General features: G+C 64.4%; 21 protein-coding genes. 16 read left to right on the top strand and 5 right to left on the bottom strand.

What is annotated here, in order from left to right:
• The first annotated feature begins 5 nt into the window (after positions 1-5).
• The 4 genes from thrS (at position 6) to pdxS (ending at position 4,295) form a co-directional block, all read left to right on the top strand.
• Positions 6-2,018 (top strand): threonine--tRNA ligase, encoded by a 2,013-nt coding sequence (gene thrS, locus FYJ28_RS12565; RefSeq protein ID WP_326831691.1) that lies wholly within the window; start codon positions 6-8, stop codon positions 2,016-2,018.
• Between the two features lie 18 nt (positions 2,019-2,036).
• Positions 2,037-2,660: an HIT family protein gene (locus FYJ28_RS12560; RefSeq protein ID WP_154579521.1), complete on the top strand. Its 624-nt coding sequence runs from the start codon at positions 2,037-2,039 to the stop codon at positions 2,658-2,660.
• A 3-nt stretch (positions 2,661-2,663) separates the two neighbouring features.
• Positions 2,664-3,314 carry a phosphatidylinositol phosphate synthase gene (pgsA, locus tag FYJ28_RS12555; protein ID WP_326831690.1) on the top strand — a complete coding sequence of 217 codons (651 nt, stop codon included), beginning with the start codon at positions 2,664-2,666 and terminating at the stop codon, positions 3,312-3,314.
• A gap of 69 nt (positions 3,315-3,383) precedes the next feature.
• Positions 3,384-4,295, top strand: a complete 912-nt coding sequence (gene pdxS / locus FYJ28_RS12550) for a pyridoxal 5'-phosphate synthase lyase subunit PdxS (RefSeq protein ID WP_055240939.1) — start codon at positions 3,384-3,386, stop codon at positions 4,293-4,295.
• 120 nt (positions 4,296-4,415) lie between these two features.
• Here pdxS and FYJ28_RS12545 read toward each other — a convergent pair whose 3' ends face one another.
• Together FYJ28_RS12545 and FYJ28_RS12540 are read right to left on the bottom strand one after the other, a co-directional pair.
• Complete coding sequence (locus FYJ28_RS12545; protein WP_055240940.1) at positions 4,416-5,132, bottom strand: GNAT family N-acetyltransferase; 717 nt, start codon at positions 5,130-5,132, stop codon at positions 4,416-4,418.
• A 5-nt stretch (positions 5,133-5,137) separates the two neighbouring features.
• Positions 5,138-7,162, bottom strand: coding sequence for a M3 family metallopeptidase (locus FYJ28_RS12540; protein WP_154579520.1), 2,025 nt, complete (start codon positions 7,160-7,162; stop codon positions 5,138-5,140).
• A 115-nt stretch (positions 7,163-7,277) separates the two neighbouring features.
• On the opposite strand from FYJ28_RS12540, the gene FYJ28_RS12535 reads away from it, so the two are divergent.
• The 3 genes from FYJ28_RS12535 (at position 7,278) to FYJ28_RS12525 (ending at position 10,018) form a co-directional block, all read left to right on the top strand.
• The gene (locus tag FYJ28_RS12535; RefSeq protein ID WP_154579519.1) at positions 7,278-8,528 is read left to right on the top strand and encodes a CapA family protein; all 1,251 of its coding nucleotides are present in this window, start codon (positions 7,278-7,280) and stop codon (positions 8,526-8,528) included.
• A 362-nt stretch (positions 8,529-8,890) separates the two neighbouring features.
• Positions 8,891-9,376, top strand: coding sequence for a GNAT family N-acetyltransferase (locus tag FYJ28_RS12530; RefSeq protein ID WP_326831689.1), 486 nt, complete (start codon positions 8,891-8,893; stop codon positions 9,374-9,376).
• Between the two features lie 99 nt (positions 9,377-9,475).
• Complete coding sequence (locus FYJ28_RS12525; RefSeq protein WP_154579518.1) at positions 9,476-10,018, top strand: dihydrofolate reductase family protein; 543 nt, start codon at positions 9,476-9,478, stop codon at positions 10,016-10,018.
• Positions 10,019-10,617: 599 nt separating this feature from the next.
• Here the strand turns inward: FYJ28_RS12525 and FYJ28_RS12520 are convergent.
• Together FYJ28_RS12520 and FYJ28_RS12515 are read right to left on the bottom strand one after the other, a co-directional pair.
• On the bottom strand, positions 10,618-11,358 hold the full coding sequence (locus FYJ28_RS12520; RefSeq protein WP_154579517.1) for a type 1 glutamine amidotransferase: 741 nt from the start codon (positions 11,356-11,358) through the stop codon (positions 10,618-10,620).
• Positions 11,355-12,623, bottom strand: coding sequence for a Mur ligase family protein (locus FYJ28_RS12515; RefSeq protein WP_154579516.1), 1,269 nt, complete (start codon positions 12,621-12,623; stop codon positions 11,355-11,357). Before FYJ28_RS12515 ends, FYJ28_RS12520 begins: the two co-directional genes overlap by 4 nt.
• A 66-nt stretch (positions 12,624-12,689) precedes the next feature.
• On the opposite strand from FYJ28_RS12515, the gene pdxT reads away from it, so the two are divergent.
• The 9 genes from pdxT to FYJ28_RS12470 all read left to right on the top strand — a co-directional run bounded on the left by pdxT (position 12,690) and on the right by FYJ28_RS12470 (position 22,752).
• Positions 12,690-13,397 carry a pyridoxal 5'-phosphate synthase glutaminase subunit PdxT gene (pdxT, locus tag FYJ28_RS12510; protein ID WP_154579515.1) on the top strand — a complete coding sequence of 236 codons (708 nt, stop codon included), beginning with the start codon at positions 12,690-12,692 and terminating at the stop codon, positions 13,395-13,397.
• A gap of 3 nt (positions 13,398-13,400) precedes the next feature.
• The gene (locus tag FYJ28_RS12505; RefSeq protein WP_154579514.1) at positions 13,401-14,156 is read left to right on the top strand and encodes a YebC/PmpR family DNA-binding transcriptional regulator; all 756 of its coding nucleotides are present in this window, start codon (positions 13,401-13,403) and stop codon (positions 14,154-14,156) included.
• 7 nt (positions 14,157-14,163) lie between these two features.
• On the top strand, positions 14,164-14,772 hold the full coding sequence (ruvC, locus tag FYJ28_RS12500) for a crossover junction endodeoxyribonuclease RuvC (RefSeq protein ID WP_055240949.1): 609 nt from the start codon (positions 14,164-14,166) through the stop codon (positions 14,770-14,772).
• A gap of 83 nt (positions 14,773-14,855) precedes the next feature.
• Positions 14,856-15,485 carry a Holliday junction branch migration protein RuvA gene (gene ruvA, locus FYJ28_RS12495; protein WP_055240950.1) on the top strand — a complete coding sequence of 210 codons (630 nt, stop codon included), beginning with the start codon at positions 14,856-14,858 and terminating at the stop codon, positions 15,483-15,485.
• A 19-nt stretch (positions 15,486-15,504) separates the two neighbouring features.
• Positions 15,505-16,566: a Holliday junction branch migration DNA helicase RuvB gene (gene ruvB, locus FYJ28_RS12490; RefSeq protein ID WP_154579598.1), complete on the top strand. Its 1,062-nt coding sequence runs from the start codon at positions 15,505-15,507 to the stop codon at positions 16,564-16,566.
• A gap of 184 nt (positions 16,567-16,750) precedes the next feature.
• On the top strand, positions 16,751-17,215 hold the full coding sequence (yajC, locus tag FYJ28_RS12485) for a preprotein translocase subunit YajC (protein WP_055240952.1): 465 nt from the start codon (positions 16,751-16,753) through the stop codon (positions 17,213-17,215).
• Positions 17,216-17,296: 81 nt separating this feature from the next.
• Positions 17,297-19,165: a protein translocase subunit SecD gene (gene secD, locus FYJ28_RS12480; RefSeq protein WP_154579513.1), complete on the top strand. Its 1,869-nt coding sequence runs from the start codon at positions 17,297-17,299 to the stop codon at positions 19,163-19,165.
• Positions 19,165-20,187 carry a protein translocase subunit SecF gene (gene secF, locus FYJ28_RS12475; RefSeq protein WP_055240953.1) on the top strand — a complete coding sequence of 341 codons (1,023 nt, stop codon included), beginning with the start codon at positions 19,165-19,167 and terminating at the stop codon, positions 20,185-20,187. The genes secD and secF overlap by 1 nt, the downstream gene beginning before the upstream one ends.
• A gap of 387 nt (positions 20,188-20,574) precedes the next feature.
• Positions 20,575-22,752 carry a RelA/SpoT family protein gene (locus FYJ28_RS12470; protein WP_229780446.1) on the top strand — a complete coding sequence of 726 codons (2,178 nt, stop codon included), beginning with the start codon at positions 20,575-20,577 and terminating at the stop codon, positions 22,750-22,752.
• A gap of 14 nt (positions 22,753-22,766) precedes the next feature.
• Here FYJ28_RS12470 and FYJ28_RS12465 read toward each other — a convergent pair whose 3' ends face one another.
• Complete coding sequence (locus FYJ28_RS12465) at positions 22,767-23,306, bottom strand: hypothetical protein (RefSeq protein WP_154579512.1); 540 nt, start codon at positions 23,304-23,306, stop codon at positions 22,767-22,769.
• Positions 23,307-23,516 lie beyond the last annotated feature (210 nt).

The raw sequence follows: 23,516 nt of genomic DNA, 5'->3' as shown, positions 1-23,516 counted from the left end.
ACAACGTGTCAGTGCCGGAACAGTTCACCCTCATCGTCGACGGCGAAGAGACCACGGTGGATACTGGCACCACCGGTGCTCAGCTCTTTTTTGAGCGGCGCGAGGTCGTTGTCATGCGGGTTGACGGAGTCCTGAAGGACCTCGACACCCCGCTGGCTCCCGGCCAGAGCATTGAAGCCGTGACCATCGATTCCGAAGACGGCCTGAATGTGCTCCGCCACTCGACCGCCCACGTGATGGCCCAGGCCGTGCAGCAGCTGCGCCCGGACGCCAAGCTGGGCATCGGCCCGTACATCAAGGACGGTTTCTACTTCGACTTCGACGTCGCTGAGCCCTTCACACCCGAGGACCTGAAGACCCTCGAGAAGATGATGCAGAAGATCGTCAACTCGAACCAGAAGTTTGCCCGCCGCGTGGTCAGCGAAGAAGAAGCCCGCGAGGCAATGGCAAATGAGCCGTACAAGCTCGAACTGCTCGGCAAGAAGGACGGGGCCGACGAAGCAGGTGAAGGCGCGAACATCGAGGTCGGCGCCGGCGAGATCACCATCTACGACAACGTGGACCGCAAGTCCGGCGATGTTATCTGGTGCGACCTGTGCCGCGGCCCGCACCTGCCGAACACAAAGCTGATCTCGAATGCCTTCGCACTGACCCGTTCGGCTGCCGCCTACTGGCTGGGCAACCAGGCGAACCAGCAGCTGCAGCGCATCTACGGCACCGCCTGGCCCACCAAGGACGCCCTCAAGGCGTACCAGGAGCGCCTGGCCGAGGCCGAGCGCCGCGACCACCGCAAGCTCGGCACCGAACTGGACCTGTTCTCCTTCCCGGACGAGCTCGGCTCCGGCCTGCCGGTGTTCCACCCCAAGGGCGGCATCATCCGCAAGGCCATGGAGGACTACTCCCGCCAGCGCCACACGGAAGCCGGCTACGAGTTCGTCTACACACCGCACATCACCAAGGGCCACCTGTACGAGGTTTCCGGCCACCTGGACTGGTACCGCGACGGCATGTTCCCTCCCATGCACGTGGATGAGGTGACTGATCCCGAGACCGGCGAGGTCACCAAGCCCGGCCAGGACTACTACCTGAAGCCGATGAACTGCCCCATGCACAACCTGATCTTCCGCTCCCGCGGACGGTCCTACCGTGAACTGCCGCTGCGGCTGTTCGAATTCGGTTCGGTCTACCGCTACGAGAAGTCCGGCGTCATCCACGGCCTGACGCGCGTGCGCGGCATGACCCAGGACGACGCCCACATCTACTGCACCCGCGAGCAGATGAAGGACGAGCTGACCAACACGCTGAACTTCGTGCTGGACCTGCTCAAGGACTACGGCCTGGATGACTTCTACCTGGAACTCTCCACCAAGGATCCGGAAAAGTACGTTGGTTCCGACGAGGTGTGGGAAGAAGCAACTCGCACCCTCGCCGAGGTTGCCGAAGCATCCGGCCTGGACCTCGTTCCGGATCCCGGGGGAGCAGCGTTCTACGGTCCGAAGATCTCCGTGCAGGCACGTGACGCCATTGGCCGTACCTGGCAGATGTCCACGATCCAGCTGGACTTCAACCTGCCCGAGCGTTTCGAACTCGAATACCAGGCTGCCGACGGCACCCGCCAGCGCCCGGTCATGATCCACCGTGCCCTCTTCGGCTCGGTTGAGCGTTTCATGGCTGTGCTGACCGAGCATTACGCCGGCGCTTTCCCTGCCTGGCTGGCTCCCGTCCAGGTAGTGGGCATCCCCGTCGCCGAGGCGTTCAACGATTACATGTACGACGTCGTCGACAAGCTCAAGGCCGCGGGCATCCGTGCCGAGGTTGACGCGGGAACCGACCGCTTCCCGAAGAAGATCCGCACCGCCTCGAAGGAAAAGATCCCCTTCGTCCTGATCGCCGGCGGCGAGGATGCAGAGGCAGGAGCGGTCTCCTTCCGCTTCCGTGACGGCAGCCAGGACAACGGCGTGCCGGTCGAGGAAGCCTTGAAGCGGATCGTCGAAGCCGTCCGGAACCGGGACAAGTAGCGGCGCGGGGGAGTCCAGATGGAAAGCCAGGATCAGTATCCGCACGACGGCGATGTCACGGACGAATTCGAACTCGCCGGGGTGCCCGATGCCTTCCAGCGGCTCTGGACTCCCCACCGGCTGGCTTACATCAAGGGCGGGCAGGATCAGGTTTCCTCCAAGGACAACTGCCCGTTCTGTGCTGCTCCGTCCCACACGGATGAAGAAGCGCTGATTGTCCACCGGGGCAGGCATGCCTTCGTGATCCTTAACCTGTTTCCGTACAACGCAGGCCACCTGCTGGTCTGCCCGTACCGGCACGTCCCGGATTACACCGACATTGACCTGGAAGAGACGGCAGAGATCGCCGCGCTGACCCAGACCGCAATGCGGGTACTGCGCAAGGTCTCCGCTCCTGCGGGCTTCAACCTGGGTATGAACCAGGGTGTGGCCGGCGGAGCCGGAATCGCCGCCCACCTGCACCAGCACATTGTGCCGCGCTGGAGCGGCGACGGGAACTTCCTGCCGATCATTGCCCATACCAAGGCCATCACGCAGACCCTGGGTGAAGTACGGCAAATGGTTGCCGACGCCTGGCCTGCCTCTGCTGACGAAACTTCTTCCGGCGGCGCGTCCGCTGCCGCCGGAAACGACGAGGCTTAGAACGTGCTGAACAAATATGCCCGCGGTTTCTTTACCGCACTGTTTACCCCCCTTGCCTCCTGGCTGATCCGGCACCGGGTCTCACCGGATGCAGTCACCATTATCGGAACCCTCGGCGTGATGGTCGGCGGCCTGGTCTTCTATCCGCTGGGAGAGCTCTTCTGGGGCACGATTTTCATCGTGCTCTTTGTGTTCTCCGACGTCGTTGACGGGATCATGGCCCGCCAACAGGAGCGCAAAGGCAAGTGGGGGGCCTTCCTGGACTCCACACTGGACCGTTTCGCCGACGGCGCGCTGTTCGCAGGTGTTGGCATCTGGTTCTTCACGGGGGGAGAGAACGACGCCGTTGGCATCGCCGCGGTCATCTGCCTGGTCTTGGGCATGCTGGTCTCCTACATCCGGGCCAAGGCTGAGTCACTCGGGTTCGACGCCAACGTGGGGCTTGCGGAACGCGCCGAACGGCTCGTCTTCCTGCTGACCGCCACCGGGCTTGTGGGGCTTGGAGTGCCGGAGGTTGTGCTGCTGGTTGTGCTGGTGGCGCTGTGCCTCGCCAGCTGCGTCACGATCTTCCAGCGCATGGCCACAGTCCGCAGGCAGGCTGCCGCTCAGGTGCCCGACGAGGACCTGCACCGGGACATGGGTAAAGATACGTAGCAGATCCTTCCGGGAACGGTATGTGGGCTTACTATGAGCTTTCCAGCCGAACTACCAGAGAGCTCTGCCATGCCTACAGAAACTCCGTCCCAGCCCGCTGCTTCCACCGGGGGCAGCCGCGTAAAGCGCGGCATGGCTGAAATGCTCAAGGGCGGCGTAATCATGGACGTCGTTACCGCCGAGCAGGCCCGGATCGCCGAAGATGCCGGCGCCGTCGCTGTGATGGCGCTGGAACGGGTCCCAGCGGACATCCGCGCCCAGGGAGGCGTCTCGCGCATGAGCGACCCGGACATGATCGACAGCATCATCGATGCCGTCTCCATCCCGGTTATGGCGAAGGCCCGCATTGGCCACTTCGTTGAAGCGCAGATCCTCCAGTCCCTCGGCGTCGACTACATTGACGAATCCGAGGTCCTGACTCCGGCGGACTACGCGAACCACATCGACAAGTGGAAGTTCACGGTTCCTTTCGTGTGCGGGGCCACCAACCTTGGAGAGGCGCTGCGCCGTATCAACGAGGGCGCCGCCATGATCCGTTCCAAAGGTGAAGCCGGAACCGGTGATGTCTCCAACGCCACCATGCATATGCGGCAGATCCGCACCGAGATCGCCCGCCTGTCTTCCCTGCCCGAAGACGAGCTGTATGTTGCCGCCAAGGAACTGCAGGCCCCCTACGAACTGGTCAAGGAAGTAGCTGCGTCCGGGAAGCTGCCCGTGGTGCTGTTCACAGCCGGCGGCATCGCCACCCCGGCCGATGCCGCGATGATGATGCAGCTCGGTGCCGACGGCGTATTTGTCGGCTCGGGTATCTTCAAATCCGGCAACCCGGCCCAGCGGGCCGCAGCGATCGTCAAGGCCACCACCTTCCATGACGATCCGGATGAGATCGCCAAGGCATCCCGCGGGCTGGGCGAAGCCATGGTTGGCATCAACGTGGATGAGATCCCGCAGCCGCACCGTCTTGCAGAGCGCGGCTGGTAGCAGCCGCCCGCGTCGCGGATGACAGGCTCCTGTTGCCGGCAGCACCCCGGTCCAGCAAAAAGCGCACCTGCCCGGAGCTTTTCCGGGCAGGTGCGCTTTTGAGTGCCGGGACCCTGCCGGCTAGCCGAGTGCCATCGAATACGTGCGTCCCCTGCCAACCAATGTGAAACCACGGGCCGAGCAGAGATCCTGGCCACCGTTGGCCGACGCGTTGACAACCAGATGCTCTGCTCCGGCAGCCTCAGCGGTGGCCGCCGCGGCGCTGAGCAGCGCAGTGCCGAAACCACGTCGCCTGCTTGATGTTCCAACCGCCAGGGAGAAAATGCCGCCCACCTTCGACGGCAGCGCGATCCCGCTGGGATAGAACGCGTACGCGCGTCCGGTCATCCGGGCGGAGTCCCGGGCCGCTATATGCCATGCCTGCCGGGGCTGCGAGTGGCCCACCCGCAGCTCCTCGGCGTCTGCGCCGGTGACTTCCCGCGGCTCGGTCTCGACGGATGCTCCGGCGCCCGGCCAGGCCTGCGGGGCCCGTACCGGTGCAGTCATCCAGCAGGTCTGCGGGCCACGGCGGAAACCGAATGCTTCAAGCGGAGCGTAATCCACAGACCCGCCGAGCCAGGCCGTCACCGTTGAGGCTCCAAGCCTGGAGCCTTCAGCCAAGCCGGGCCGGATGCCTGCCGGTGAGATCTCCTCGGGAAACATCAGCATCAGCTGGCGGCGGGCGGGAAGCCAAACCCACCGCGATTCATGTGTCCCAAAGGAGCGCCCGCCCGTGGCAGAGGCCAGGGCCGTGAACCAGGCGTGCTGCAGGCGCTGGCAGGAGGCAATGGTAGGCATGACGGTCAGGACAGCCCGCGCCGGGCCAGCAGGGGAGCAATGTCCGCGTCCCGTCCGCGCAGGTTGCGGAAGGACTGCATCGGATCCTCTGAATAGCCCTTTGAGAGCAGTTTGCTGCGGAACGCGTCACCGTTGGCTCGGACCAGTCCGCCGTTCTCGGTAAACCACTGAACCGTGTCGGCGTCCAGCACTTCGCTCCAGATGTAGGAGTAGTACCCGGCCGAGTAGCCTCCGGGGAAGATGTGCTTGAAGTACCCGGTGCGGTACCGCGGGGGAACCAGCGCGGGGTCGATCCCGGCATCCAGCAGCGCCTTGTGCTCGAAGGCTTCGGGATCCGAAACGGGTTCCTGGCCCGTGGGCAGCACATGCCATGCCCAGTCCAGAAGGGTGGCGCCCAGGTACTCGGTGGTCCGGAAACCCTCACCCCACAGGGATGCATCGCGGATCTTCTGCAACAGGCCGGCGGGCAGGGGTTCACCGGTCTGGTAGTGCCGGGCGAAGTTTGCCGCAACCTCGTCGGTGAGCATCCACATCTCGTTGACCTGGGAGGGGTACTCCACGAAGTCACGGGGCACAGCTGTTCCCGCGAACCGCGGGAAACCGACGTTGGAGAACAGCCCGTGCAGGGCGTGGCCGAACTCGTGGAAGGCCGTCACCACTTCATCGAAGGTGAGCAGTGCGGGCTCGCCGTCGGCCGGCTTGGAGATGTTCAGGTTGTTTACGACCACCGGCTGATGGCCAAGCAGCCTGGACTGGGAGACCAGTTCGTTCATCCAGGCGCCGCCGCTCTTGGTGTCCCGGGTGAAATAGTCGCCCAGGAATAGGCCCAGACCCGTGCCGTCCTCGTCCTTGACTTCCCAGACCCGGACATCGGGATGGTAGCCGGTGAGGTCCTTCCGCTCGGTGAAGGTGATGCCGTACAGCTGGTTGGCGGCGTAGAACACGCCGTCGTGCAGGACCCTTTCAAGCTCGAACCACGGGCGCAGGGATTCCAGGTCCACTGCATATTCTTCGCGCCGGATCTGTTCGGAATAGTAGGCCCAGTCCCAGGGCTGGAAGTCGTCGATTCCGTCGCGGGCCGCAGCGGCCTGCAGCTTCTCGGCCTCGGCAGCTGCGTTCCGGACAGCGGGCGGAACAAGCCTGCCGAGCATTTCCTCCACGGCTGCGGTGGTGGGCGCCGTCTGGTCCTCCACAGCATAGGCAGCGTGGTTTTCGTACCCGAGAAGGGCCGCCCGTTCAGCGCGCAGGGCCGCGATTTCCGCTGCAATGGACAGCGTGGAGTTCTCGTTGTCCCGGAACCCGCGGTGAACGGAGGCCTCAAAGAGCCGTCTCCGGACGTCCCTGTTCTTCAGCTTCGCCAGGGCCGGCTGCGGAGTGGGAAGGATCAGAGTCAGAAGGTAGTTCGCACTGGAACCGGCTGCCTTCGCGGCAGCGGCAGCCGCAGCGATGTCCTCCGGCGCCAGGCCTTGGAGTTCCGCTTCATCGTCCAGCTCCAGTGCTGAATCGTTCGTGTCCGCGAGCAGCCTTTGGGAGTAGGTGGTGCCCAGCTCGGACAACCGGCTGTTCAGCTCCCGCATCCGTGCCTTCCCGGCGTCGTCGAGGGCCGCCCCTGCACGCACGAACCGCCGCCGGTATTCCGCCAGGAGCCGGGCAGATTCATCGTCCAAGCCCTTCCCGGGCACGGCGTTCACACGCTCGAACAGCGCGGGGTCCTGGTAAATGCTGTCCTGGTGCGCCGACAGCAGGGGGCTTACTTCCTGCTCAAGGGCCTGGACGTCCTCCGTCGCATGGGACATCACAGCGTTGGAGAACACGGACACCGTCCGGGCCAGAACCTGGCCGGAACGCTCCAGGGCAGCAATCGTATTCTCGAAATCCGCAGGCTCCGGGGTGGAAGTGATGGCACGGATCTCCTCCTGCTGTTCCTCCATCCCGGACGTGAAAGCCGGCAGAAGATCGGCGGTGGTGATGGCCGCGAAATCCGGCAGGCCATACGGCAGGGTGCTTGGTGAAAGTAGGGCATTGCTCATGGAAATAAACACTTTCACAGCGTGGCCTGCTCAACCAGCCGACGGGCCGCGTATGCTCATCTCTCATCGGATCGGGCCGGCACTGGGCCCGGTTGACTGCACATTTGGGGGAACCATGAACGGACGCAGCGGGCCTGCTCCACGCACCATAAGACTGCTGGCGGCACTTGTGATGGCGACGTCGCTGGTGCTGACCGCCTGCACCGCCACACAGGAAGGCGGCGGAGAATCCCCGTCCGCGGCGCCGTCGTCCGCGGCAGCTGCACCCTCGCCCACACCCGAGCCGTCCGTAACCGCAGGAACCGGACCGGACTGTCCGGGCCTGCGGTGCACCAGCGTGATGCTCGCGGGTGACCTGCTGGTACATCCCCAGCTCTGGGACCAGGCCCGCGCAGACGCTGCGGCCACCGGAAACATGCCCCTGGATTTTGTTCCCCTGCTGGAGGGAATGCGCACGTATGTGGACGGTTCTGACCTGGCTGTCTGCCACATGGAAACTCCCGTCGCTGAGGCTGACGGACCCTATGCCGGCTACCCGATGTTCAACGTGCCGCCGCAGATCCTCACTGGCGCTGCCGCCGTCGGCTACCAGGCGTGCACCACTGCCAGCAACCACACCGTTGACGCCGGCACCGAGGGCCTGAACCGTACCCTGGCTGTGCTGGACTCGCTGGGGCTTGAACACACCGGTTCCTATGCTACTGAGGCCGAATCCCGGATTCCGCTCATCATGGATACCTCCGGCGCGCGGATCGGCATCATTGAGGCCACGTACGGGCTGAACGGCCTTGAGGCCGAATACCCGTGGCAGGTGGACCTCATTGACGCCGAAGACATGATCGCCCGGGCACAGGCCGCGCGGGAACAGGGCGCTGACATCGTGCTGGGAGCTGTGCATGCCGGGGACGAATACGCTTCCATGCCTAACAGCCAGCAAATCGAAACTGCCCACGCCCTTGCCGACAGCGGCCAGTTCGACCTGATCTACGGCCACCACACACACTCGGTCCTTCCCATTGAGAACTACAACGGCACATGGATTGTCTACGGGCTGGGCAACGCCGTCACTGAGCTTTCACCCTGGTACGCCGTGAACAACGAGGGCCTGATTGTCCGAGCACAGTTCGTGCAGGAGGATGACGCCGCCGACTGGCGGGTCAGCGACCTCGCCTGGGCGCCGTCCGTGATCGTGCGTGACCCGTACCGCTGGTGCTCTGTAGCGGCGGACCTGCCGCAGGGGGCTTGTGCGTCTGAAGCGCAGCAGGCCGAGGTGCGGCAGCGGACGATTTCGGTGGTAGAGGCCATGGGGGCAGGGCAGGACGGGGCGCATGAGTGGCTGGTGTCGGAGGATGTTTCGTCGCGGTGAGGTTTCGCCCGCCGGGCTGGTGCCCGCGGGCGTGGTGCCGCCGGGTTGTGCCGGGCGGGCTGGGGACCGCGGGGCTGTCCCCGGCGGGCGGACCGGAACGGCGGCAACGAAACTCTCTCGCTCGCAGAGCTCGCTCGGAGTATTAAAGCCGCCTAACCCGGCCCGTCCGCCGGGGCGTGTAGGCCGGGGCACGCCGTGCGCCTAACCCGGCCCGTCCGCCGCAGAGTGTATAGGCCGGGGCGCGCCGCGTGCCTAACCCGGTCCGTCCGCCGGGGCGTATAGGGCGGGGCACGCCGTGCGCAGGGGTCTGATCCGGCGGGATCTTCGGGACCTGGACGCAGAGTTGCTGTTAGCCTCGGCTGGTGAGAGTGACGCTACGACCCTGGCGGCCGGACGATGCTGCCTCCCTGCTTGCGGCTGTTCAGGCGACTCCTGATCTGGATACCCAGATGAATCGCTCAGCCGTTCATGGACTGGAGGCTGCAGAGGAATATATCCACTCGGCGCTGGCTTGGGACCCCGACGCCGGAACGTGCAGCTTCGCCATCGATGTTGATGGACGGGCAGCCGGAAATGCTGGGCTCAGCCACATGGATTACCGGCACCGCACTGCCTGGCTTTCATACTGGATTGCCAGTGACTGCCGAGGACTTGGACTCGCCGGCAGGGCTGCTGCGGGTGCGGCTGAAGAGCTCAACCTGTTCCGGATTGAGCTGGGGCACAGGGTGAACAACCCGGCGTCCTGTGCCGTGGCAAAGCGTGCTGGTTTCCTGCCGGAGGGGATAGAGCGGTCAAAGCTGGAGTACGGAGGCTTGCGCTTCGGAAACACATGCGCGGCTCGCAACTGATCCTGTTCCCGCACTGGATCTTCCGACCACCAAACTGTAGAACTTTCCTGCAACGGAGGTGCCGTCTGGTCCGACGGCTTGCCGCAAAAGGAGTTCGTCATGGCGAAGGTGCTGGTACATGCGACGGTGACGCTGGATGGTTATATGGCAGATCCGGAAGGCGGCGTCGACTGGATGTTCGACGTCGATGCGACCGGCGAAGACACGGAACTGGTGAACCGGATCGTCGGTGAGATCGGCGCCGTCGTCGGTGATGCGAACCGGGCCAGGACGGTCGAGGGCGGTGAGGAACCTTATGGTGGCCTGCAGGGGGTCCCTGTTTACCTGATGACACACGAGGCGCAGGAACCCCTGGTGAAGGATGGGGTGACATACACCTTCGTCGTCGATGACATCGTTGCGGCCGTTGAAGCAGCCAAAACCGACGCCGGAGACAAGGCAGTCAGTCTCCTCGGCGGAAGGATCTCCCGGCAATGCCTGCAACGGGGGCTGGTGGACGAAATCCAGCTGCATGTGCTGCCGATACTGCTTGGTTCCGGCATTTCGCTGTTCGAGGGGCTGAACCAGAGGGTGAACCTGGAACTGGTTGAGAACGCGGCGTTCGGCAACGGGGTGCATCTGCGGTACCGGGTTCTTCGGTAGATTCTGTCTGCTGTTCCCGCCCGCTACCCGACGGCCAGCCCGCCTCGCCGTGGCCCGCCGGGCGAGCCGGAACGGCGGCAACGAAACTCCTTGGCTCGCAAAGCTCGCTTTGGAGTATTAAAGCCGCCTAACCCTGCCCGTCCTGTGGTCCTTTGTTTGTCCCGCTGGAATCGGGGCCCGTGCTTCCCACTGGTTGTGACGGGTGGTGGCTGGTGGGGTCACATCGGCCACAGGGGTAACGGAAGCTGGGAATGCGGGGCGGGGCTAGGCGGGCGGGCAGCCGCAGGACGAGCCGGAACGGCGGCAACGAAACGCCGACGGCAGGGGGATGCTGGCTGGCGGGAGATGCCCCGGGTCGAAGATTGGCCGCCGCAGCGGGCGCACACGCGGCGGCTACCGGCCGTGGGCTGGGCTTAGCCGTAGCACAGATTCGGAGCCCAGATCAGGACACTAAGGATTGCCAGCGGGATGGCGGCAAGTGCCGAAAGGACACCAATCAGTTCTAGATTCTCACGGTTTCTCACTACGTCCCCCATAGGTTGGTGCTAAAACGGCAGCATCCCCAGACGTACGCAAGGAGAGACTCTTACCCCGGGAAACTACCGAGGACGGTTGGCGGCGTGGGAACGGGCCAACTCGGAAAGGCGGGCAAGCTCGGCCAGGTCCGCATCGGCAACAGGTACCGGCTCGTACGAACCGTAGCGCCGGGTAACAGCCTGTTCGATCAGGAAGTCCGCAATGGCCGGGTTCTTGGGGAGCAGCGAACCGTGCAGGTAGCTGGCCACCACGTTCTTGTACCGGGCACCTTCGGTGTCGTCCTTGGAGTTGTTGCCCTCGCCCTTGCGGACCAGTGCCAGCGGTTTCGCGTCCGGACCGAGGAAGGTCTGGCCGCTGTGGTTCTCGTAGCCATGGATCTCGCCGAACTCTTCGCTCACGGAGAGCACGTTGCCGATCAGGCGCTCCGGTCCGCCGTGGGTTTCGATGTCCAGCACGCCGATCCCGGGAATGAGGACGCCGTCGTGCGTTTTGAAGAACCGGCCAAAGAGCTGGTAGAGACCGCAGATCACCAGCATGGGGAGGCCGTCGTCCGCCATCGCCCGCAGCGAAGGTGCCAGGGCCTGCAGATCCTGCTGGATCACCACCTGTCCGCTGTCCTGGCCGCCGCCGCCCACAATGAGGTCAGCGTCGGAGGGGAACCCGTCGCCCGGGTTGTACTCGGTGACTACAGGGTTGTAGCCCTGCCACTTCAGGCGCTGCTTCAGGACCAGGACGTTGCCCCAGTCCCCGTAGATGTTCATGTCCCGCGGATAGAGCTGAACGATGTGGATGTCGCGGCTCATGAGACCACCTCAACCTTCGTGATCTTGGAGAGTTCCCGGCGGACGGCAAGCATGGCCGTGTAGGTGCAGAAAATGCGCATGGGCTGTGTGCCGGCACCGGAAATGAACTTGGCCAGTGCGTCCGGAATATCAGGAACCACCTCACGCACGGGAACGTCGTCGTACCGCAGACGCAGCGCCATGTCGTAGGCGCGAACCCCGGTAACCATGTCCACGCCTCCGGAAAGCGTTTCAAAGTCCACGTCCCACAGCCAGGACATGTCCCGGCCGTCTGCGTAGTTGTCGTTGATGGCGATCATGGTCGCATAGCCGTGTGCGGCGAAAGACTTCAGTCCCAGCCGGAAGCCGGAGGGGTTCTTCACCAGAACCAGTTCCAGCGGCGCACCGTTCACGGTCAGGGACTCGCCGCGCCCAAAAGCGGGCTCCACATTCGCCAGGGACTCGAACAGTTTGGTGCGGTCTGCCCTGGTTCCCAGGATCTGCCGGGCAAATGTCAGGGCCGCGGCGGCGTTGAACACGTTGTAGACGCCGCGCAGCTTCAGACCGGTGGTGGTGGGGGAACCGTCGACGAGGAAATCAGCCTCCGTTTCAGCGACCCGGGTCAGTACGACGTCGGCGGGCTGGGCAGCAGCGATTGCCTCGGAACGGGAGCCGCGCATCTCGTCATCGTTCGGGAACGTGCTGCGCAGGGACGCATCGAGTCCGAAGTAGGTAACTTTCTGGCTGGAAAGGGAATCGGCAATGGACGCGACGCGGGGGTCCTCGCGGTTCAGGACGACGGTGTCCGTGGTGGCCTGTGCGATTTGTTCCAGCAGCCGGGTGGTCTTGTCGATTTCGCCGAAGCGGTCCAGCTGGTCGCGCAGCACGTTGAGCAGCAGGGCATAGCGGGGCCGGATCAGCTTCACGAAGTGAACTGCGTGCGCCTCGTCCAGCTCCAGGACCGCGATGTCCGCATCCAGCCGGCCGCGCAGGTTCACTTCACCGAGCAGGGCGGCAGCCACGCCGCGGGTGAAGTTGCTTCCCGTGCGGTTCGTGAAGACCTTCAGGCCCTGGCCCTCCAGCAGCTCCACCACCATCTTGGTGGTGGTTGTCTTGCCGTTGGTTCCAGAGACGACGGCGACGCCGAGGGGCAGTTTTGAGAGCGTCCGGCGGATAAAATCAGGATCAATTTTCTCCACAACCAGGCCGGGGAGGGCGGACCCTCCGCCGCGCAGCCGTGAGGCGCTGCGGACCAGTTTGCCGACCAGAATGGAGAAGGAACTCATGGATACCGAATATATCCCACCGTCACGGACCGGACCGGGAGGCTCCCGGCAACCTAGACTGATCCAATGAGCGAAATCACGCTGCAGGGCAGCACTGCACCGCTGGTGGGAGTCCTTGCACTGCAGGGCGGCGTCCGCGAGCATGTGCAGGCGCTGGAAGCGGCCGGCGCGCGCACGGTGCTGGTCCGGCGGGCTTCCGAGCTGGATGCCCTGGACGGGCTGGTCCTCCCTGGCGGGGAATCCACCACCATCGATAAGCTGATGCGGCTCTACGGCATTGCCGATCCGCTGCGCGCAAAGATTGCCGCCGGGTTCCCTGTCTATGGCTCCTGCGCCGGCATGATTCTGCTGGCAGACCGGATTACGGATCCCGCACTGGATTCCGCAGGCGAGCCGCAGCAGACCCTGGGCGGCCTGGATATCCTGGTGCGCCGCAACGCCTTTGGGCGGCAGCGGGATTCCTTTGAGACGAGCCTGGATTTCGGCGGACTGCAGGAACTTCCCTCGCAGGAACCGGGGCTGAAGGCCGCACCGGTGCACGCAGTTTTTATCCGCGCGCCCTGGGTGGAGAAGGTAGGCTCCACCGTGCAGGTCCTGGCGAAGGTCCTCCCGGCCACACCGGAGGAAGACGCCGACGACGGCGGGCGGGAATCAGTCGCTAGAATTGTGGCAGTGCGTTCGGGAAAACTGCTGGCCACCTCGTTCCATCCGGAAGTAACGGGGGAGCGCCGCATCCACGAACTATTTATCCAGATGATCAGAGGAGACGCGTAAAGCATGTCGGGCCACTCGAAATGGGCAACTACCAAGCACAAAAAGGCCGTAATTGATGCCAAGCGTGCCAAATCCTTTGCCAAGCTGATCAAGAACATTGAAGTTGCAGCGCGTGCCGGCGGTGCGGACATGGCCGGCAACCCCGGCCTTGAACTCGCTGTTCAGAAGGCAAAAAAGACTTCTGTTCCCATCGACAACATCAACCGCGCCGTCAAGCGCGGTGCCGGCCTGCTCGGCGAAGCCGTCGACTACCAGACGATCATGTACGAAGGCTACGGACCCCAGGGCACGGCCCTGCTGATCGAGTGCCTCACGGACAACAAGAACCGTGCCGCCTCAGAGGTCCGTCTGGCCGTCACCCGCAACGGCGGGAACATGGGCGACCCCGGGTCAGTTGCCTACATGTTCACCCGCAAGGGCGTTGTAACGCTTCCGAAGAAGGATCTCACCGAAGACGATCTGCTGATGGCAGTGCTCGACGCCGGCGCCGATGAGGTCAAGGAAGCAGGCGAGAACTTCGAGATCATTTCCGAAGCCGCTGACCTGCGGGCAGTTGTTGCTGCACTTGAGGAAGCCGGAATCGAATACGACACCGACGAAGCAGAGTTCCTGCCCTCCATGCATGTGGAGCTCGACGCCGACAACGCACGGAAGTTCATGAAGCTGGTTGACGCGGTGGAAGACCTGGACGACGTCCAGAACGTCTACTCCAACGCTGACATCTCCGCGGACGTCCTCGCGCAGATCGAAGAAGACTGAGCACCGCGTGCCTCTCCGGGTCCTGGGGGTTGACCCGGGACTGACCCGCTGCGGACTGGGCGTAGTCGACGTCGAAGGCAACCGCCGCGCCACAATGGTGGCCGTGGGGGTTGCCGGAACTGTAGCCGGCACAGCCCTGGACGCGAGGCTTCTGGCTATTTCAGAGGCGATCGAGCTCTGGCTGGATACGCACTCTCCGGACGTCCTTGCCGTGGAGCGCGTATTCAGCCAGCTCAATGTCAGCACCGTCATGGGCACAGCCCAGGCCTCCGGCGTGGTCATCGCCGCTGCGGCGCGCCGGGGGATTCCGGTGGCCCTGCATACACCCACGGAGGTCAAGGCCGCCGTCACCGGCTCAGGGTCAGCCAACAAGGAAGCGGTGGGCCGGATGGTCACCAAGATCCTGCGGCTGACCGAAATGCCGCGTCCAGCCGACGCCGCCGATGCCCTTGCACTGGCCATCGCCCATGCCTGGCGGCGCGGTGCGGTGGGGCCCGGACAGGCGGCGACCCAGGGGTCGGCGTCCTCCGGCGGCGGACCAGCCGCCTCGGGGCTGACCGCGGCGCAGCGACTGTGGGCGGAAGCGGAAGCGAAAGCGAAACGCGCGCGCCGCTAAGTTCCGGCAAACCGGGGCCGGGACAGTAGGCTGTTCGTAGATATGTTCTATTTCGTTCCCGGATCAAAGCACGGAGTTTCCCCATGATCGCCTCCCTACGCGGCGTCGTAACCTACGTCGGCACTGCCTCCGCCGTCATTGACGTCAACGGCATCGGCATGGCCGTGCAGGCAACTCCGCAGACGCTGATGTCCCTGCGGACCGGAGCCGAAGCCCTGCTGCACACGGCACTCATCGTCCGCGAGGATTCAATGACACTCTTCGGGTTCTCCGAGCCCGGGGAGCGAGAAGTGTTTGAGACGCTGCTGGGCGTCAGCGGTGTCGGCCCGCGCATCGCCCTGGCCGTCCTCGCGGTACATACGCCGGAAGCTGTCCGGATCGCAGCGTCCACCGGTGATGACAAGGCGTTCAGCAAGGTTCCCGGAATCGGCCCCAAGGGTGCACGGAGGATCGTGCTGGAGCTGGCGGACAAGCTGGTGCCGCTGGGCACTGAGGAGGCCCCGGCGGCAGCGCCCGCCTGGAACGACCAGGTCCTCTCTGCGATGACCGGGCTCGGCTGGTCGGAGAAGGACGCAGCCGCTGCCATTGAAGCCACGGCCGCTGAGCATCCCGAAGCAGCAGCTGCGGGCAGCGTAGCTGAAATCCTGCGCCTGACCCTCCGCCGCCTGGGCCAGGACGGCGCCCGCGCCCGGTCCCCGCAGCGGGCAGGCTAACGTGTCTTCCCCCGAATCGCTGACAGCGCCTGCACCGGATCCGGACGACAAGGCCATTGAAGCCGCCCTGCGGCCGAAGAACCTCGACGACTTCGTTGGCCAGAAACGGGTCCGCGAACAGCTGTCCCTCGTCCTTGAAGCTTCCCGCCTGCGCGGCCGCAGCGCAGACCACGTGCTGCTCTCCGGCCCTCCCGGCCTGGGCAAGACCACGCTGTCCATGATCATCGCCGCCGAAATGAACGCCCCGCTGCGCATCAGCTCCGGCCCGGCGATCCAGCACGCCGGGGACCTGGCAGCCATCCTCTCCTCCCTCACGGAGGGCGAAGTGCTCTTCCTGGACGAAATCCACCGGATGTCCCGGCCCGCCGAGGAAATGCTCTACATGGCCATGGAGGACTTCCGGGTGGACATTGTGGTGGGCAAGGGCGCCGGCGCCACCGCCATTCCGCTGGACCTTCCGCCCTTCACCCTCGTGGGTGCCACCACCCGCGCCGGGCTGCTCCCGGGACCGCTCCGTGACCGGTTCGGCTTCACCGGGCACCTGGAGTTCTACTCCACCGCCGAACTTGAACTGGTGCTCCGCCGCTCCGCCATGCTCATGGACATGAAGGTCAATTCCGCGGGCTTCGCAGAGGTGGCCGGACGCTCCCGCGGCACTCCCCGTATTGCAAACCGCCTGCTGCGGCGGGTCCGGGACTGGGCGCTGGTCCACGGAATCGACCAGATCGACGCCCGCTCCGCCGGGGCCGCCCTGGATATGTATGAGGTGGACGAGCGGGGACTTGACCGGCTGGACCGCGCCGTCCTGCACGCCCTGGTGACCAAGTTCGGCGGCGGACCGGTTGGGCTTTCCACCCTGGCCATCGCCGTCGGCGAAGAGCCCGAAACCGTGGAAACCGTTGCCGAGCCCTATCTGGTCCGTGAAGGACTGCTCGGCCGTACCCCGCGGGGACGGATCGCCACGCGGGCAGCCTGGGAACATCTGGGCCTGCAGATGCCCGACGCCGCGGCGCAGCTCATTCCCGAGTCGCTGTTTGCCGGGAGCGCATCCCCGGAGCCGGGGGAGAGCAGCGAATCCTGACCGGTACGGGCCCGGGATGCAATCGCAGGCAGATGACTGCACAATAAACATAGGCGGGAAACTTAAGCGGCCGTCAGACCGTTTTCCCCTTAGACTGTTTTGACGTCCGCTCCGCCGGTGCGCTGAATCCGGCATACCGATACATACCGCAACAGAAACGGGACCCTTCGTGTTCTTGAATGTCTTGGCCCAGACGACCACCGATACGGGAGCTCAGGGCGGTTTTTCGTTCTCCAGCCTCCTGCTGCCGATTCTGCTTGGCCTGTTCATCTTTATGATGTTCCGCAAGCAGAAGAAGACCCAGAAGACCGTCCAGGAGCAGCGCACCCAGATGGTTCCCGGCACCGAGGTCATGACCCAGTTCGGCCTCTTTGGCACCATCGTTTCCGTGGATCAGGAAGAGAACAAGGCTGTTCTGGAGCTTTCTCCCGGCAACACCGCCACTATCCACCTGCAGGCGCTGACCAAGGTTGTCACCACCTCGCCGGAGCCGGCCGAAACCGAGGACGCCGTAGTTCCCGATGACGCTTCCTCCCTCACCGGAGACGTTCCGCGCGATCGTTCGAACGAGTCCGATGAGACTCCGGTCGATGAGACTCCGGACGAAACGCTCAAGCGCCTCGACCGCGAGAACAAGAAAGACAACTAGACTCTCCGAGGACCTGCGGGCCTACTGACTCCGCAGATCTGCCGGACTTCTCCGGCGCTCACGCCCTAAAGGAAAACCCTTATGCCTCGAACCGGCTCCGGCCCGGCAGCAAAAAAGACGCTCATTTGGTTGGGCGTCGTTTTTGCTGCCCTGGCCCTTTTGCTCGGCGGCGGCTCCATGTGGAGCAACGCCAGCTGGACTCCCAAGCTTGCCCTTGACCTTGAGGGCGGCACCCAGATGATCCTTGCCCCGAAGGTGCAGGGCGGTGACTCGCAGATCAGCCAGGAACAACTGGACCAGGCAGTGGAGATCATCCGCCAGCGCGTTGACGGCAGCGGTGTCTCCGAAGCCGAGATCACCACGCAGTCCGGCCGGAACGTTGTTGTTTCGCTTCCGGGCACGCCGACTGCGGAGACGCGGGCACTGATCCAGGCCTCTGCGGCCATGGAGTTCCGCTCCGTAATTATGGGCGGACCGGGCCAGGCGCCTGCCGTGGAAACCCCGACGCCGGACGAGGCGCTGCCCCAGCCGACGGCGGAACCGCAGAACGGTTCCGACATGAACTGGGTGACCCCGGAGCTGTACAAGGAATTCGAGTCGACCAACTGCATGGACCCGGCAACGCTGGAGGCCTCCATTGAGCCTGCGCCGGCAGACGAGCCCATGGTTGCCTGTGAGCCCGGAACTGCGGGCAAGTACATCCTGGGCCCGGTGGAAGTTCCCGGATCCATGCTCGAAGATGCCAGCTTCGGCATGGCGCAGGGCGGCCAGGGCCAGTCCCTGAACGAGTGGGCCGTGAACCTGGACTTCAACGGTGAAGGCACCCAGAAGTTCCGCGAGGTTTCAGAGCGGCTGCTCGGCTTCGGCGACGGATCACCCCAGAACCAGTTCGCAATCGTCCTGGACGGCCAGGTCATCTCGGCTCCGTCGATGAACGTGCTGATTACCGACGGAAACGCCCAGATCACAGGGCAGTTCACCCAGGAATCAGCCAAGGCGCTGTCTGAGCAGCTGAAGTACGGTGCCCTGCCGATCAGCTTCGATATCCAGAGCGAGCAGCAGGTATCCGCCACCCTTGGTGCCGACCAGCTGCGCATGGGCCTGATCGCCGGCGTAATCGGCCTTATCCTCGTGGCTGTCTACTCGCTGTTCCAGTACCGGGCACTCGGCTTTGTGACCATCACGTCACTGCTCGTCGCCGGTGTGCTCACGTACCTGGCCATCGCGATCCTGGGCTGGTCACACAACTACCGGCTGTCGCTGGCAGGCGTGGCGGGTTTGATTGTGGCAATTGGCCTCACCGCCGACTCCTTCATTGTGTACTTCGAAAGAATCCGCGATGAGCTCCGCGAAGGCAGGGGACTGGTCTCCGCGGTGGATACCGGCTGGAAGCGGGCCAAGCGCACCGTCCTGGCCTCGAAGGCAGTGAACCTGCTCGCCGCCGTCGTGCTCTACTTCGTGGCAGTGGGCAACGTCCGCGGCTTCGCCTTCACCCTGGGCCTCACGGCCATAGCCGACCTCATCGTCGTCTTTATGTTCACCCATCCGGTGATGGTGCTCCTGGCCAAGACCAAGTTCTTCGGCCAGGGCCATAAATGGTCCGGACTCGATGCAACCCGCCTCGGTGCCGTTCCCGTCTACCGCGGAGCAGGACGCCTGCGGGAGCCCGCAGCCGTAACCGGCGACGCAGATGACGCAGATGGTGCCGGAGCAACGGCGCCGGCCGCCGCTGCACGGCCGGCCGGGAGCACGAAGACGAAGAACAAGGGTGCTGCCCGCGAAGCTGAGCGGCGCATGACCATTGCCGAACGGCGGGCGGCCGAAGAAGCCGAACGCCGAAAGGCTGGGAGCGGCGGCAAGGACAAGTCCGCTGAACCGGGCACATCCGGGCAGGGCAAAGAGGACTCAATGGCAGGCTCCGGCCGCGACGCGGAGAAGGAGGGCAACTGATGGGTAAGCTTCCCGCGTTCGCCAGGTTTGGCAATGAGCTCTACACCGGAAAGCGGTCCTACAACTTTGTGGGCCGGTACAAGCTGTGGTTCCTGATTGCCGCAGCTGCCATCCTGCTCTCCATCCTGATTCCCGTCGTCAAGGGCGGATTCAACCTGGGCATTGATTTCCGCGGCGGTTCCGAGTTCACCGTTTCCGGTGTCGAGGACACCCAGGTCTCCGTGGGCGAGGAAGCCGTCACTGAAATTGTTTCAGGCTCCGACCCCCGTGTTACCAACATTTCCCCGGGCACTATGCGGATTCAGACCGAGGAACTCAGTGATGACCAGACCCTGGATGTGAAGACTGCCCTGGCGGAAAGCTACGGCGTCAACGAAGACCAGGTGACATCCACGTTTATTGGCCCGACCTGGGGTAACGACGTCAGCCGCCAGGCCCTCATTGGGCTTGTGGTGTTCGTTGCGCTGGCAGCTCTGCTGATGGCCCTGTACTTCCGCACCTGGAAGATGTCCCTGGCAGCGATCACCGGCCTGATGGCCGTGATGATTGTTACCGCCGGCCTGTACTCGCTCAGCGGGTTCGAAGTGACGCCGTCGGCCATCATCGGGTTCCTGACCGTGCTGAGCTACTCGCTCTATGACACGGTGGTGGTCTTTGACAAGATCCGGGAAAACACGGCAAATCTGGCTAAGCAGACCAAACGGACCTTCGCCGAACAGGTGAATCTTGCCGTGAACCAGACCCTGGTCCGATCGATCAACACGTCGGTGGTTGCCGTTCTCCCGGTTGCCTCAGTGCTGTTCATTGGTGCCTACCTGCTGGGCGCCGGAACGCTAAAGGATCTTTCGCTTGCCCTGTTCATCGGCATCATCCTTGGCACCCTGGGCACCATCTTTGTGGCAGCCCCGCTGTACGCCTTGCTGCGCCGGGGGGAACCGGAAATCGTCAAGCACACCAAGCGTGTGATGGAACGCCGCGAGCACGACTCGAAGGGTACTGCCGCTCAGGTGGCCGCGACGTAGGTCCCAAACGGCTTTCATCCACCGGTTCCGTTACTTCCCGCAGGGGAAGAACGGAACCGGTGGTGTAAGACCAGCAGTTTGGGGGCATAGACTGGTCAAATATCTGGAAAGAAAGGGCAGCAGTTGGCCGATAGTGCGACGCCTGCCGAAAACGCAGGAAAAGACCGGAGCAGCAATCCTGCCCCGGGTGCCGTGAACACCCCGGCACAGGGTTCGGAGAAGAGCCAGCCAGCTTCAGTCCAGGTTAAGCCTGGGCCTGAGCAGGCCATCACTCCTGCGCCCAAGCCGGCGCCGAAGCCCGTCCAGAAACCGGTTCCGGTGCGCCGGCACGGTACCCGGGCACGCCTGGCCAGGCTGGCCGGACGCGGCGGGACATCCTACTCGCCCATGCTTGAACCCCTACTGCGCACCGTCCGCGCCAACAACCCGCGCGAAGACCTTGAACTGATCCAGCGCGCCTACGTGGTTGCCGAACGGTGCCACGAAGGGCAGAAGCGCAAGAGCGGCGACCCGTACATCACCCACCCCGTTGCCGTCGCAACAATCCTCGCCGAACTGGGCATGACCGGAACAACCCTCGCTGCAGCGCTGCTGCATGACACGGTTGAGGACACCGCCTACTCCCTTGATGAGCTGCGCAGCGAGTTCGGCCCGGAAGTGGCCATGCTGGTGGATGGTGTCACCAAGCTGGACAAGGTGACTTTCGGTGACGCAGCGCAGTCGGAGACCGTGCGCAAGATGGTCGTGGCCATGGCCAAGGACATCCGTGTGCTGGTCATCAAACTGGCGGACCGGCTTCACAACGCACGAACCTGGCGCTTCGTCTCCCCGGAATCCTCCGCAAGGAAAGCGCGCGAAACCCTGGAGATCTTCGCTCCGCTGGCCCACCGGCTGGGCATGAACACCATCAAGTGGGAGCTTGAAGACCTTTCCTTCGCAGCTCTTCACCCGAAGGTTTACGACGAGATCGTCCGGATGGTCGGCGACCGGACACCGGAGCGGGAAAAGTACCTCTCCACGGTCCGCAGCCAGATCGCCGAAGACCTCCACAACGTCAAGATTAAGGCCACTATTACCGGCCGCCCCAAGCACTACTACTCGATCTACCAAAAGATGATCGTGCGGGGCAAAGACTTCGACGACATCCATGACCTGATGGGCGTGCGCGTCCTCGTCGATTCGGTCCGCGACTGCTACGCCACCCTGGGCGCACTGCACGCCCGCTGGAACCCGCTTCCCGGGCGGTTCAAGGACTACATCGCCATGCCGAAGTTCAACATGTACCAGTCGCTGCATACCACTGTGATCGGTCCGGGCGGCAAACCGGTGGAAATCCAGATCCGCACCCACGACATGCACCGCCGTGCCGAATACGGCGTGGCAGCGCACTGGAAGTACAAGGACGGCGCGAAGAACGGTTCGGCGGCCCCGGACAATTCGGACATGGGCTGGCTGCGTTCACTGGTCGACTGGCAGCAGGAAACGTCGGACCCGGACGAGTTCCTGGATTCCCTGCGCTTCGAAATCAATGCCCGCGAGGTCTTCGTCTTCACACCCAAGGGCGAGGTGATGGCGCTGCCGGCAGGATCCACCCCGGTCGACTTCGCCTACGCCGTCCACACCGAGGTGGGGCACCGCACCATCGGTGCCCGGGTCAACGGCAAACTGGTTCCGCTGAACAGCGAGCTGCAGCACGGTGACTGGGTGGAGATCTTCACGTCCAAGGCCGAGGGCGCAGGCCCCAGCCAGGACTGGCAGGGTTTCGTCAAGAGCCCCCGGGCCCGGAACAAGATCCGCCAGTGGTTCACCAAGGAACGCCGCGAAGAAGCGATTGAAAAGGGCAAGGACCTGCTCACCCGCGGTATGCGGAAGCAGAACCTGCCGCTGCAGCGTCTGATGACCCATGACGCGCTGATCGCGGTGGCGCAGGACCTGCACCACCAGGACATCTCCGCGCTCTACGCGGCTGTTGGTGACGGCCACACTTCGGCCCAGAACGTTATTGAGCACCTGGTGGCCCTGATGGGCGGACACCAGGGCGCGGAAGAGGATCTCGCGGAAACTCCGGTTTCCTCTGCGAATGCCAAGCGGCCGAAGTTCTCCGATTCCGGGGTCACGGTCCGCGGCGTCGGTGACGTCTGGGTGAAGCTCGCCCGCTGCTGCACCCCGGTGCCGCCGGATCCGATCGTGGGCTTTGTGACCCGTGGCTCCGGTGTATCCGTGCACCGGACCGACTGCCGCAACGTGCAGGAGCTTCGGGACCAGCCGGACCGGATCGTCCCGGTGGACTGGGCCCCGACCCAGTCCTCCGTGTTCCTGGTGGAAATCCAGGTTGAGGCGCTGGACCGGAAATCGCTGCTCTCCGATGTCACCCGTGTGCTTTCGGAGAACCACGTGAACATCCTCTCCGCCAGCGTCAACACCTCCAGCGACCGGGTGGCGATGTCCAAGTTCGTCTTCGAGATGGGCGATCCGAAGTACCTCAGCCACATACTCAGCGCAGTGCGCCGGATCGACGGCGTCTACGACGTTTACCGGACCACCGGAGACCAGCGCCGCGTCTAGCCGGCAAGGGCTGCCTAGCCGGCAGCGGCGGGTTCTGCCTGACCGGCAGCGGCGGGTTCTGCCTGACCGGCAGCGGTCTCGGCCGAAGCCACGGCCTGCAGCGCGCGCCGGGTCCCCGGGACCCGGTGGCCGCTTTGCAGCAGGGTCCGGACGTACGTAGTGGGGCAGTTCAGCGACTTGTCCCGTGACATCGCCAGCAGCACCGGTGCCGCCACCTCAGCGGGGGTATGGAGCGCGACGTCGAGCGCTGTCCGCAGCGGCCGTGTCACCCATGCCGGACCCAGTGCCAGCCGGTCCGAGGGGCCCAGCGCGACTTCATGCAGTCCAGCTCCGCTGAAGGCTGGCAGGGCAGTGCTGCGGCGCCGGTGGTCGGCGAGCAGGGCCAGACGCTGCGGCGCCGGTGCACAGCCGTAGATCCAGGCTGCCGTCAGCCGTCCGAAGACATACCGTCCGCGCACCTGCTCCGGGAGGCTGTGGTGAGCCGCGAGGCCGCGGGCCAGCGGGCCCGGCGTTACGTCCCAGCGGACATAGGTCTGCCCAAAAACCCAACTCACCAGTCCGTCCCGGCACATTCCCTGCAGCTCCGGTAGCGAGAACACCTCCCCGGCATGAAAAATGGCGCCGCCCGTGGAAGTGATTTGGGGAAGGCTGCCGGGGCTTGGGAAGGGGTGGGACATGGCCCAAGACTCCCTGTCGAGCGGGCAAAGCAAAAGGCCCGGACCCCGCCTGTGGAAAAGCGGAATCCGGGCCCAGGCCCGACGGGC

Source organism: Arthrobacter sp. BL-252-APC-1A (assembly GCF_009696625.1).
GTDB lineage: Bacteria > Actinomycetota > Actinomycetes > Actinomycetales > Micrococcaceae > Arthrobacter_B.
This window is presented reverse-complemented; position numbering and strand designations above follow the sequence as displayed.